A 13,228-nucleotide genomic window follows, 5' to 3' on the forward strand; every position below is an offset into this window, starting at 1 on the left:
CATTTGACCACTGTTGTTTAATGTTTAAATAACATTATAATTACACCAAATAACTTTATTTGCATATTATATAAAATATAGTATGAGACGTATTATTTTTTTATCTGCTTTTTTTATTTCGACATTTGCATTTGCCCAAAAGACAAGCTCTATTAGTGGCATTTTAATGGATGCGGAACTTAACAATGAACCTTTAAAGTTTGCGAAAGTTTCAATTAAAGAAATAGGTAAAGAGACTTATACAGATAAAAATGGTGTCTTCAAATTTGAAAATCTAACCGAAGGCACATATACTTTAGAATATAGTTTTGTTGGATATGAAACACAAGAAATAAAAACTAAACATTCTTTTGGCAAAGAGACTTTTGTTAAGCTTTTTCTAAGTGCTAGCACTCTATCTTTTGATGATATATTATTAACGCTTGATCGTGCCGACAAAAAAGACGATAGACCTACAAACAGTCATTAAGATTTCTAGATATTTTCAATAAATTTAGATAAAAAAAAAACAGCTTTCATCTCAAAAATGAAGGCTGTTTTTTTATTATTTAATTAATTATTCACCTCTCTTTAGATAAATTTATAAAGCCTTATTCCTTATGTTAAATAATTGTTTCCAAAAAAATGTGAAATTAGCTATTTCATAACAATAACATAACTCTTTTGTTACTGAGGTTTAACCTACAATTAACCTCTCCTTTAAAATGTATAAGTTTCTTTGCGGCAACAAAAAAGTACAAAAACTAATGAGAATTTATACGTTATTATTTTTAATGTTTTCAGCTACTATCATGTATGCTCAAAACACTGGTTCTATTGTTGGAAAACTAATTGACAAAGAGTACAATAATGAACCTTTACCTTTTGCAAATATTTTAATAAAAGGAACCACAACTGGAACAACCTCAGACTTTGATGGTCTGTATGCTTTTGAAAATTTAACCCCTGGAAGCTATACCTTAATATTTAGCTTTGTTGGTTATGAAACTCAAGAAATAACGGTTACCGTTGAAACCGATAAAGTAACCGAAGTCAATGTGCCAATGGCTGCAAGTGCAGCATCTTTAAGTGAAGTGATAATTACAACAACTACAAGAAAAGAAAGCGAAGTAGCATTATTGCTGGAGCAGAAAAAAGCACTTGAAATAAAAGAAAGCATTGGTGCAGAAAGATTATCAGAAATTGGTGTGTCTGATGCTGCTGGCGCCACTACTAAAATTTCTGGAGTCACTAAAAGTGAAGGTTCTGGTGATGTTTATATTCGTGGTCTTGGAGATAGATATCTCTCTACAAGTATGAACGGATTGCCTATTCCATCAGATGATGTTAACAACAAGAATATCAATTTAAATTTGTTTACTACTAATATCATTGAGAATATCGGAATTAGTAAAACCTATACCACAAGTAGTTACGCCGATCAAGCTTCAGGTAATGTAGATGTGGTCTCTAAAAAGTATTCAAAAAAAGGGTTTTCTATTGGTATTAGTTCAGGATTGAATACTGCAGTTACTGGATTGGACGGTGATTTTAAAAAGACCATTATATCAGATGATGCCACTTTTGGGTTTCATCAAAAAGAATTTGCTTTAGTCGATCTTATTACCAACCAGGGATGGGATCCTTTGGTTCAGGATAACACTACTAACTTTGGCATCTCTTTAAATGGTGCTTACAAGTTTGATGTCTTTGGAAAAGAAGTAAAACTATTTGGTGCTGCTTCACACGGACAGTCTTTTGAATACCGTGAAGGAATGTTTAGAAGCTATAGAGCAAATATTGAAGACAATGGGTTTCCTAGATCAACTGCAAACCCTTCAAACGCATTGAATAATGTTCCTGATGTTCAGGATTACTATTCAAATATTAACACCACTGCTTACCTAAGAGGAGATATTACATTAAGTGACAATCATACCATTGGGTACAACCACTTATTCGTTAATAAATCTCAAGATAGAGTTTATGAGGCTGGAAGAAACGGTTTAGGGTATGTATTTGACCAACAACCTCAAGAGAATGGAGCTTTTATAAGAGACCAAAACTTCAAACAAACTACCATGTTTGTAAACCAGTTAATGGGTGAACACAAACTTTCTGAAAGAAACACCCTAAATTGGGCAGATGGTTATAACTTTGTATTGGCTGAAGAACCTAATAGAATTAGAAACGAAGCTAATATCTTGAATCCTTCAGAGGTAACCTATGCTTACGTTGGAGGTTTCCAACAGAGAAAATCAAGCCAAAAAATTGAAGATTTCGAATATAACGGTTATATCCAAAATGCTTATGAATTTGGCAAACTGGATGAAGATGAAAATCGTCCCTTGAAATTAAATGTAGGTGGAGATTTCCGTTACAAAGAAAGAGATTTTAAATCGCAATTCATAGGTGTTAATGCCAGAGATTTTATAGTGCCTAACGTAGATAGTTTCACGACTACTTTTACTTCAAGCAACTTTAATACCTCAAGTAGCCCTGAACTGAAACTAATTGAACAGCAACCAGATATCTATAATGCTGACTTAACAACCTTTGCTGGATATGCCAACTTAGATTTTGGTTTAAATAAGCGTCTTTCTGGAAATGTAGGAGTGCGCTTTGAAAGAGATGAAATCAATGTTGCCTGGAATGTTAAGAATTTTATTGACAGAGATACAGGAACTCCAAGAATAGGCATTTTAAATCGTGAATATACCGATATATATCCTAGCATTAACTTAAAATACGCATTGAACGAAAAGCAATTTTTACGTCTTGCATCAAGTATCACCCAAACATTACCAGAATTTAAGGAGTTTGCACCATTTGAGTATGTCTCGCCTACTGGTCGTGTTATAAAAGGGAATCCTGAGTTGGTGAAATCTGCCATATTTAATATTGACGCCAAATGGGAATTTTTCCCAAGCAGTGAAGAGTTGTTTTCAGCTACGGCTTTCTATAAAAACATTCAAGATCCTCTCAACTTGGCTCAAGCCAGAGGCTCTGCGGGAATTTTTCAGTACTATAATACAGGAGATGCAGCTACTGTATTTGGTTTAGAGTTTGAAGGTAGAGTTAGCATTTTAGAGAATGAAGATGAAAAAGGTATTTTAAACCTTACTGCAAACGTAACACAAATGTGGTTCAATCAAGATCTATATGAGGAATTTCAATATTTTAATAAAACCGAATCAGACCTCCAAGGTGCCTCTGATTTTATTTTAAATGGTTCTTTATCATACAACAGTAGAAAAGAAAATGAATTTATTGCCACATTAACAGGTAACTATTCATCAGATAAGATATATGCTTTAGGAAGTCCAGAAGATTTACAAAATAGCGCTACCTTATTTAATGATGAAATTATCGAAAAAGGGTTTGTAACGCTGGATATGGTTGTAAGCAAACAATTCAATAAGAATTTATCGCTAAAACTTTCAGGAAAAAATCTTTTAAATCCTAGCATTGAGCAGGCGCAGCAAATTACAATCTTTGATGTTAACGACAATATTGTTAGCTCAAGTAAAGATGTGGTGCAATCCTATAAAAAAGGGAGTCAGTTCAGTTTAGGATTAACCTATAAATTCTAATTAACCTTTACATAACATTTCATGGTAAACTCACGGTAAATGTAACCTAGGTTTAATATTGAATTAATAATAAAGAAAGAACTAACAATTTTCTTTGCAGAACAATTAAAACTTTAAAGAACAACATGAAAAATTTATTTGCAAAACTATTAATGATAGTTGTAGTATCAGGATCTATATTTAGTTGCAGTAGCAACGATGACCCAGATCCAATCATCCCTCCAACAGAAGCTGTTATTGAAAACCTTGATAACGGAATTATGCAAGGGAACTTAACTGAAAATTACACTTTAAACGCTTCAACACAGTATAACCTAACAGGTCAGTTTACAATTGCCAATGGTGCAAGTTTAACTATTCCTGCAGGAACAACAATTGTAGCTGATGCAGGTGGAACTGAAGTATATATTGGTGTTCTAAAAGGTGGACAAATATTCATTAACGGAAACCCTGCAAATCCTGTTGTAATGTCATCAGCAGCTGGTGATCCAGGTGATTGGGGTGGTTTAACTATTTGTGGTGATGCTACTACAACCGCTGGTGTTGATGCTACTGCTGAAGTAGGTGGGTTTATTTATGGTGGAACTAACGACTCGGATAGTTCAGGAAATATCTCTTATTTACAAATTGTTGGTACAGGTGCTCAAATTAACTCTGAGTCTCAATACAATGGTGTGTCTTTTTACGCAGTTGGTTCTGGTACTGTAGTAAATAACGTAGCAGTAATCAATGGTGCTGATGACGGTGTTGAGTTTTTTGGCGGAACAGTTTCTGTATCTAACCTATACCTAGAAAACAACGATGATGACTCTATCGACTGGACTGAAGGATGGAGCGGAGGCATAGATACTGCATACATTTCTCATACTGTTTCGGGATTCTCAACGGTTTTTGAAGGAGACAAAGATAACGCCAACCCAACATTCGATAACATTACAGCCATTTCAACGGTTGGTGGTACAGCATTACAATTTAAAAAGCAATCTGGTGGAACAATTACTGGTTTATCTTTATCTGGATATGATACAGATTTAGATATGAAAGATGGTGGTGCACTTTCTAATGTAGTATTCGAAAACTCAATCACTCCTGTATTATCTGGAGAAGATGGAGATTCAGATTTTTACACTTTAAACGGTGCAAATGTTGCTCCTACAGTAGACCTTAGTGATTTTGATTGGGTTGATACTGACTTAACTATTGGAAACAATATTTTACAAGGAACTGTTTCTGGTACTGTTACTTTAGATGCTGGTATTGATTATGTATTGAACTCTTCTTACATCGTACAAGATGGTGGTAAATTAATTATCCCTGCTGGCACAAAAATTACTGCAAGAGATGGTGGAACAGGAGTTTACATAGCCGTATTAAAAGGCGGACAGATAGAAATTAACGGTACCTCTGATAGCCCTGTTGTTATTGCATCCGAAAATTCTGAGCCAGGAGACTGGGGAGGCTTAACCATTTGTGGTGAAGCTACAACTAGTGCTGGTGTTGATGCTACAGCTGAAGTAGGTGGATTCATCTATGGTGGTACAAATGATACGGACGATTCTGGTCATATTAGATATCTTGTAATTAAAGGAACAGGAGCACAAATTAACTCAGAGTCTCAATACAATGGAGTATCTTTCTACGCAGTAGGCTCTAATACTGAAGTCGAAAATGTATCAGTTATCAATGGTGCTGATGACGGTGTTGAGTTCTTTGGTGGTACTGTGGCAGCTACTAACCTATACTTAGAAAATAACGATGACGATTCAATTGACTGGACTGAAGAATGGAGCGGATCTGTAACTAACGCTTATATCTCGCATACCATTGCAGGTTTCTCAACAGTATTCGAAGGAGATAAAGATAATGCTAATCCTACCTTTACAAACATTACTGCTATTTCTACAGTAGGAGGAACGGGATTACAGTTTAAAAAGCAATCTGGAGGATCCATTACTGGGTTACACTTAACAGGATATGATGTCGATCTAGATATGAAAGATGGTGGTGCTTTGTCTAATGTACAAATTGAAGGTGCTGATGCAGATGCTACTTTAATTAATGGTGAAACTACAAAGTACACCTTAAATTCTGGCAATGATGCTACTCCATTAGACATCTCAGGATGGACATGGAAAGACGCTAACCTATAATTAAGGCTTTATCTATATTTAAATTAGTCTTTAAATAAAAAAGCATCCTTTAAAGGATGCTTTTTTATTTAGTTTATAGTTTCTTTAGAAACTACATTATTATCATAATTGACTTCTTTCATAACACCGTCAATCCAGTGAATCCATTTGCCGACTTTTTTCCCATTATCATAATTCGCAGACACGGTCTTTTCACCTTGTGCATTAAAACTCAACCACTCTCCATGTAATTTACCATCTAAAGTATAAGCTCCTATTTGGCTTATAACTCCATTGTCATGATAGTAGGTTACTTCAATAAGATTTTTGTTTTCATTAAGTTTTAAATCTCTCTTTTGTTGTCCAAAAGACACCGCACAAATTAAAAAAACCAATAAAAAAATTGTGTTCTTCATAATTATGGGTTTTACATTCTAATATCAAATATACATTCTTTTTAACATTAAAACAATGTTTGCATAACATTAAATTAACATTCAGCCTTTAAAATTTTAATAAACAGTATGTTATAAAAACACAAAGGTGATTTAAAAAGCTTAATGTTTAATTAATATTAGCATTACAATAACATGATGTTAGAGTTGCATATTTGCTGTGTCTTAAGACAAATTATTTAGTATTTCATATAATCTATTAGTTTTTGTCGACTACATTATCATGAATTCTAATGACTGCCTTTGGCCAAGGCAGTCTTTTTTTTATCCAAACATTAATAGTTTGGTAACATTAAGTTAACATTGATTATAGTTCTTTGCAGCGACAAAAACTATTAATAGATCATGAAACTAAAACTATTCGTAACTGTCTTTGCAGTTTTTACTTTATTACATACTCAAGCTCAAGAAATACCAGCACCAAAATTTGGTAAAGGATTATTTAATTTAGTTGGACAAGACAGTTCTTGGACTATGAAAATTGGAGCTAGAATGCAATTTTTAGCAATTTCTAATTGGGAAGAAAACCAATCAAACGAATCTAATTTTTTAGTAAGACGTGCTCGTTTAAAATTTGATGGGTTTGCTTTTACACCTAAACTTAAATATAAATTAGAGTTAGGATTATCTAACAGAGATATTTCAGGCGCTTCTCCTTTTACTAGTAATGCTCCTCGATATATATTAGATGCAGTAATAAAGTGGAATTTCTATGAAAATTTTGAGCTTTGGTTTGGGCAAACTAAGTTACCTGGTAACAGAGAACGTGTTATATCTTCAGCAAATATGCAACAAGTAGATCGTTCGTTACTTAACAGCAGGTTTAATATTGACAGAGATTTAGGCATACAGCTTAGGCATCATTTTAATTTAACAGAGACTTTTGTTGTAAAAGAAATATTTTCGATTGCTCAAGGTGAAGGTAGAAATATTACAACGGGGAATATTGGAGGTCACCAATATACTGGACGCATTGAATTATTGCCAATGGGTAATTTTGCCAGTAAAGGAGATTATAAAGGAGCTGATTTAAAAAGAGAAGCATCTCCAAAACTAGCCTTAGGTATCACTTACGACCACAATGCCAATGCCGTAAAAAATAGAAGCAATCAAGGTTCTTATATGGAAAACGACGAAGGTTTTTATCAAACAAATATAAATACGCTTTTTATTGACGCTATGTTTAAATACCAAGGGTTTTCTTTAATGGCCGAATATGCCGATAGAGATGCTAAAAATCCATTTGCAAAAAACTCAAATGGCACGCTTACAGGAGATGTGGTACAAGTAGGAAAAGGTCTAAATGTACAATCAGGAATCTTGTTTAAAAATGATTGGGAACTATCTGGAAGATATACCAACATTGAATTAGACAAAAATATTACAGGAAAAAATAAAGAGCAGCAATATACTTTGGGTGTTTCTAAGTATATTGTAGGTCACAATTTAAAAGTACAAACAGATATAAGTTATTTAGATGTCGATACAAGCAACAGCAATGTAATGTGGAGACTTCAGTTTGATATTCATTTTTAAAAACATAACATTAACGTAACATTTTACAGCAAAAAACTAAAGATTTTTGCACACTAACTATAACTAAATTATGGATAATATTTATTTATTAATGTTAATTGCCATTACGATTCTTGCCGTTGCAGATATTGTAGTTGGAGTAAGTAACGATGCTATTAACTTCCTAAACTCAGCCATTGGCTCAAAAGCCATTTCATTAAGAACCATTATGATTGTTGCTAGCTTAGGAATATTTATAGGCGCCGTGTTTTCTAGTGGTATGATGGAGGTTGCTAGAAAAGGAATTTTTGTTCCAGCTCAATTTGAGTTTAGCGAAATTATGCTCATTTTTATGGCAGTTATGATTACCGATATATTACTATTGGACTTCTTTAACACCCTTGGGCTTCCAACATCAACAACAGTTTCAATAGTATTTAACTTATTGGGTGCTGCCGTTGTAATGTCATTAATTAAAATTAGCAGTTCAGAAAGTCAGACTTTAGCTGATTTAGGTAATTACATTAATACAGAAACAGCTCTAACCATTATTAGTGGAATTTTGCTTTCTGTATTAATAGCTTTTACTGTTGGAGCCATAGTGCAATGGGTCTCTAGAGTTATTTTTACTTTCAACTACGAGAAAAAAATAAAGAATTTTGGAGTTATTTTTGGAGGCGTTGCCTTAACAGCTATTACCTACTTTATATTTTTAAAAGGATTAAAAGGAACACCATATTATAGCGATCTTAAAGGTATGCTCGAAGGAAATGAAGTATATATAATATTAGGAAGTTTTGTGTTTTGGGCATTGTTCTCATTTATATTTGAGCAAATCACTAAAAAAACAGTACTCCTATTTGTAATTGGTGTTGGAACATTTGGTTTAGCATTAGCATTTTCAGGGAACGATTTAGTGAATTTTATTGGTGTTCCAATGGCTGCATATCATTCTTATGAAGCGTGGGCTAGTAGTGGTATGGATACGACTATGTCTATGGCTGTGTTAGATAAAAAAGTACCTGCTGAACCATTATTGTTATTTATAGCTGGAGGTATAATGGTTTTAACCTTATGGCTTTCTAAAAAAGCAAAAACAGTAGCCGAAACAGAAATTAGCTTATCACGCCAAGGTGAAACGCATGAAAAGTTTGAACCTAATAGGCTTTCAAGAAGTGTTGTAAAAGGGACTTCACAACTTTCAAATTACTTTAGTGCCTTAGTGCCAACATCTGTTCAAGAAAGTGTTTCTAAAAGTTTTAAAAAATCTGATGTTATTTTAACAAAAGATCAAAGTATTGATGCTCCAGCATTCGACATGATTCGTGCGTCGGTAAACCTTATGGTGGCTGGTGTATTAATTGCCATTGCAACCTCTATGAAATTGCCTTTATCTACAACCTATGTAACTTTTATGGTAGCCATGGGTACATCACTTGCAGATCGCGCTTGGGGACGTGAAAGTGCTGTGTATCGTGTTGCTGGTGTATTAAATGTTATTGGAGGTTGGTTTGGAACTGCCATAGGAGCATTTATAGCCTCAGGAATTGTAGTGTATTTAATTAACTGGAATCCTAAGGTCATGATACCTATTTTATTATTAATTACCGTTGTGTTATTATATAGAAATTACAAGTCTCACCAAAAAAGCTCAAGTAAAACAGTTGATGAAGATAGTTTAACAAAAGCCGAAAGTAGCTCTGTTCAAGGTGTTATTCAAGAAAGTGCCAAAAACATTGCAAATGTTGTAAAACGCACTAACAGAATATACTCTAACGCTATTGTAGGACTAGCAAGACAAGATTTAACTTTGTTAAAGAAGAGTAAAAAACAGGTTGTTAAATTAACTCAAGAAGTAGATGATTTAAGAGACAATATTTTCTTCTTCATTAAAAACCTAGATGAGTCTAGTGTTGAAGCCAGTGGTTTTTACATTGACATATTAGGTTACTTACAAGATATGACCCAGTCTTTAGAATATATTTCAAAAGTCTGCCACAAGCATATTAATAATAACCACAAAAAACTTAAGTTCAACCAAATTAAAGAACTTAAAGAAATTGATGACAAGCTTGAAATTCTTTTTAACGATACAGAAAAAGCTTTTAAAGCTGGATCTTTTGAAGAAATTGGTACTATTATTAACGAAAAGAAGGAAGTTTACGATTTGGTAAAAGACAAAATAAAAAAACAAGTTAAACGTACTAGAACCGAAGAGTCAAGTCCTAAAAACACAACGCTATATTTTAGTGTATTGCTTGAAACTAAAGATTTAATGAATGCTACCATGAACTTATTAGAAGAATATCATAATTCTCATGATAGTTCGGTAGAACCAGCAACGCTTCCTGATGATATTGAAGATAATTCAGTTTCTGGTGATGTTGAGGAATCTAAATAAGAAAAAATACCTTTAAATATAAAAAAGCACCTACTCTATAGGTGCTTTTTTTGTGTCATTCTCTAAAATAGTATCTCTTTTACCGTAAAGCAGTTCGGCAACAATAATTAGGTTTTTTATCATGTCATTGACATTGTCATTGTCGTTAACTAAAGACGATGCCATTTCAACTGTTATTAGGTCTTTTCTAATTAAATTGTTTATCTCTAAATTATCTGTTTGCTTATTAACCCTCGCTCTATCCTTTAATTTTTTAAGCGTCTCATAATATTTGTTATTATCTTTTTCTGTTCTAAACAAATAAATAACACGAAGTACTTTTGCTACTTTTTTTCTAAGCTTATCATACTCTTTTTTAATATGCGGATTATTAGAGTTTAGATAAAGTTCGATATTCCTGCTTAATTCATTTACGTCCTTTATTACTTCAACCATGCGCCTATTAGCTGCTTTAATTTCGGCTACTTCATTGTTTTGTGTTTCAGTTAAGGATAATGTACTCTGTGCTTTAGTAGCAAACTTAATTATCTCGCCATAGATATGCTTTATCCGCGTGGTGTATAATGTTCTTATATCTGTTTCAAACAAGATATTAGATTTTTTAATCACCTTTTTAAGCTTTAAATCTGATTTTATATCTTCTCTATGAATGTTTAAAGCATGTGCTACTATTTCAAAAACAGCATTTTTAAATAAATATTTTGACTCTTTTATTAAAGTAGCAATGGCTGTTTCAGGGTATTTTAATGCGTTGTTAGTTAAGAATTTAGGTTCATCAACTGCTTTAGTTGTATCTAGCCTTTTTGGCACAACTCTTTCTACAACTTTAGCTATTGGCTTTACAAACCACACTAATAAAAAGGTATTCATAATATTAAACATAGTGTGGAATAGTGAAATAGCAACAGGAATAGCCGCTGCACTTAAATATGGTGAGTTAGATCCAAACTGAACAGATAACCAACTTACAAGTCTTAAAAAGGGATAAAATAACGCCAACATCCAGATAACGCCAATAATATTAAAAATTAAATGTGCTCTAGCAGTTTGTTTTGCTCGATAATTAGCGACAATTGCTGCTAAATTTGCAGTAATGGTAGTACCAATATTTTCGCCTAAAACCATAGCTGCCGCCATTTCAAAAGGTATCCAACCTTCGGCAGTCATTATTAAGGTTAATGCCATGGTGGCACTTGAAGACTGAATAACAACCGTTAAAACAGTGCCTATAAACAAAAATATTAGTATGGATAAATATCCTAAATCTGTATATCGAGATAAGAATGATAATATCTCAGGGTTGTTTTTAATGTCTGGCATTGCCTCCTTTAAAAACTGCAATCCAATAAAAATAAGCGCAAAGCCAATTATAAAACTACCTATATTTTGGGTTTTACTCTTCTTAGCAAACGTAAACGCAAAACCAAAACCTACAAGTGGTAACGCGATGGCACTCATACTAACTTTAAAGCCTAAAATAGTGATTAACCATGCTGTTATGGTGGTTCCAATATTGGCTCCCATAATCACACTAATAGCTTCTGTTAAGGTTAATAAACCTGCATTTGAAAAACTTACCACCATTAATGTTGTGGCAGAGGATGATTGAATTACTGATGTAATAAGAAACCCTGTTGTAATGCCTAAAAACCTATTAGAAGTCATTGTCGCTAAAATAGACCTCATCTTATCGCCTGCTAGTTTTAAAAGTGCATCACTCATCACTTTCATACCAAACAAAAAGACTCCTAAAGCACCTATTAATTGAAGTACATCTGTAAAACCGTATTGCATATATTTCTGTTAGTTCTTATCGACTAATTAATTTTCATTAAATATAACTTAAAAAAGTTTTACCTTGTTATGATAAAAATCATGTCATTAAAACACACCCTTATGAAGTCCTTTTTTACAAGCTTTATTATAGTTATTTTGTTGTTTACTTCATGTAAAGACGTTCCTTTAACAGGAAATATGTTACTTGATAAAGCCATAAATTATCATGACCCAAATGGTAATTGGAATGCTTTTGATGCCACTTTTAATGTACACATGGAAACACCTAATAGCTCTGATAGGCTAAGTACAATTTCCATTAACCTTCCAGAGGATGTGTTTTCTTTAACTGCAACTCGAGATACCATAACCACTAAATACAATTTAAATAAGGGCGAATGCACCATTGGGTTAAATGACAGTACAAATATTGCTGAAGCTACAGCTAAAGCGTATAATTTAAGTTGCGATCGTGCCAATATGTATAAAAACTACTATACCTATTTGTATGGTTTACCTATGAAGCTGAAAGATCCTGGAACCCATATTGCTAAAACCGTTGAAACAAAAACATTTAAAGGCAAAGAGTATTTGGTTTTAAAAGCTACTTACGATAAAGACGTTGGAACAGATATTTGGTATTTTTATTTTAATCCAGACACCTATGCCATGGAAGTTTACCAGTTTTTTAAACAAGATGATAATGGCAACCAAAAAGATGATACTGGTGAGTATATTGTATTAACCGAGGAAGCTATGGTTAATGGCATTAAAATGCCAAAAAAACGTGCTTGGTATTATAATAAAGATGATGGGTATTTAGGGACAGATATATTGGAGTAAAATGAAAAAAAATAAGAACAAACAACCGGAAATTGATACTTACAATGAATTTATTAAAAATTACTATAATGAATCTTCTAAGGTAGAAAGCTATTCTCGAAATAGAATTGATTACTTGACAATTACCTTAAGTACTGGTGGAATTGTTTTTGGAGCAACCATTCTGAAGTTCATCTTTGAAAACCAACTGGATATTGAAACTTCATTAGTTAAAGCATCTATGGTGTTTTTTATAATCACCATAGTTTTAAACTTTATCAATCAACATTTTGCAGTCAAAGTTCATCAAAATGAAAAAGAATGGGCACAAAAAGAACAAGAAATTATTAGATATGAAAGTAAAGAAGAAAACAAAATTAATAGAATGAAAATTTTGAATAGCGCAATCACATGGTTAAATCTTGGTGCTTTAGTAACTTTATTTGTTGGCTTAATTACAATATCAATATTTTTGCTTACTACTTTTTAGGCCTACCCGTACCACTGGGTTTTTGCGGTCTAGAAGGTGCTGGCTGTGAATTAGTTTGAGTACCTCCT

General features: G+C 33.0%; 9 protein-coding genes. 7 read left to right on the forward strand and 2 right to left on the reverse strand.

Annotated features, from left to right (window positions below; all coding sequences use genetic code 11):
- The first annotated feature begins 82 nt into the window (after positions 1–82).
- The 3 genes from E5167_RS09980 (at position 83) to E5167_RS09990 (ending at position 5,722) form a co-directional block, all read left to right on the forward strand.
- Positions 83–469: a carboxypeptidase-like regulatory domain-containing protein gene (locus E5167_RS09980; RefSeq protein ID WP_136843633.1), complete on the forward strand. Its 387-nt coding sequence runs from the start codon at positions 83–85 to the stop codon at positions 467–469.
- A gap of 277 nt (positions 470–746) precedes the next feature.
- Positions 747–3,572, forward strand: coding sequence for a TonB-dependent receptor (locus E5167_RS09985; protein ID WP_136843635.1), 2,826 nt, complete (start codon positions 747–749; stop codon positions 3,570–3,572).
- Between the two features lie 125 nt (positions 3,573–3,697).
- Complete coding sequence (locus E5167_RS09990) at positions 3,698–5,722, forward strand: hypothetical protein (RefSeq protein WP_136843637.1); 2,025 nt, start codon at positions 3,698–3,700, stop codon at positions 5,720–5,722.
- A gap of 68 nt (positions 5,723–5,790) precedes the next feature.
- Here E5167_RS09990 and E5167_RS09995 read toward each other — a convergent pair whose 3' ends face one another.
- Positions 5,791–6,117 (reverse strand): toxin-antitoxin system YwqK family antitoxin, encoded by a 327-nt coding sequence (locus E5167_RS09995; protein WP_136843639.1) that lies wholly within the window; start codon positions 6,115–6,117, stop codon positions 5,791–5,793.
- 384 nt (positions 6,118–6,501) lie between these two features.
- Between E5167_RS09995 and E5167_RS10000 the strand changes: the two genes are divergently transcribed.
- A complete protein-coding gene (locus tag E5167_RS10000; RefSeq protein ID WP_136843641.1) occupies positions 6,502–7,692 on the forward strand; it encodes a porin in 1,191 nt (396 codons plus the stop codon).
- A gap of 70 nt (positions 7,693–7,762) precedes the next feature.
- A complete protein-coding gene (locus E5167_RS10005; protein WP_136843643.1) occupies positions 7,763–10,072 on the forward strand; it encodes an inorganic phosphate transporter in 2,310 nt (769 codons plus the stop codon).
- A gap of 30 nt (positions 10,073–10,102) precedes the next feature.
- On the opposite strand, the gene E5167_RS10010 is transcribed toward E5167_RS10005, so the two are convergent.
- On the reverse strand, positions 10,103–11,866 hold the full coding sequence (locus E5167_RS10010; RefSeq protein WP_136843645.1) for a Na/Pi cotransporter family protein: 1,764 nt from the start codon (positions 11,864–11,866) through the stop codon (positions 10,103–10,105).
- Positions 11,867–11,968: 102 nt separating this feature from the next.
- On the opposite strand from E5167_RS10010, the gene E5167_RS10015 reads away from it, so the two are divergent.
- Together E5167_RS10015 and E5167_RS10020 are read left to right on the forward strand one after the other, a co-directional pair.
- A complete protein-coding gene (locus E5167_RS10015; RefSeq protein ID WP_136843647.1) occupies positions 11,969–12,691 on the forward strand; it encodes a DUF6503 family protein in 723 nt (240 codons plus the stop codon).
- Position 12,692: 1 nt separating this feature from the next.
- The gene (locus E5167_RS10020) at positions 12,693–13,160 is read left to right on the forward strand and encodes a hypothetical protein (protein WP_136843649.1); all 468 of its coding nucleotides are present in this window, start codon (positions 12,693–12,695) and stop codon (positions 13,158–13,160) included.
- The last annotated feature ends 68 nt before the right edge of the window (positions 13,161–13,228 follow it).

The organism is Pontimicrobium aquaticum (genome assembly GCF_005047595.1).
Classification (GTDB): Bacteria; Bacteroidota; Bacteroidia; order Flavobacteriales; family Flavobacteriaceae; genus Pontimicrobium; species Pontimicrobium aquaticum.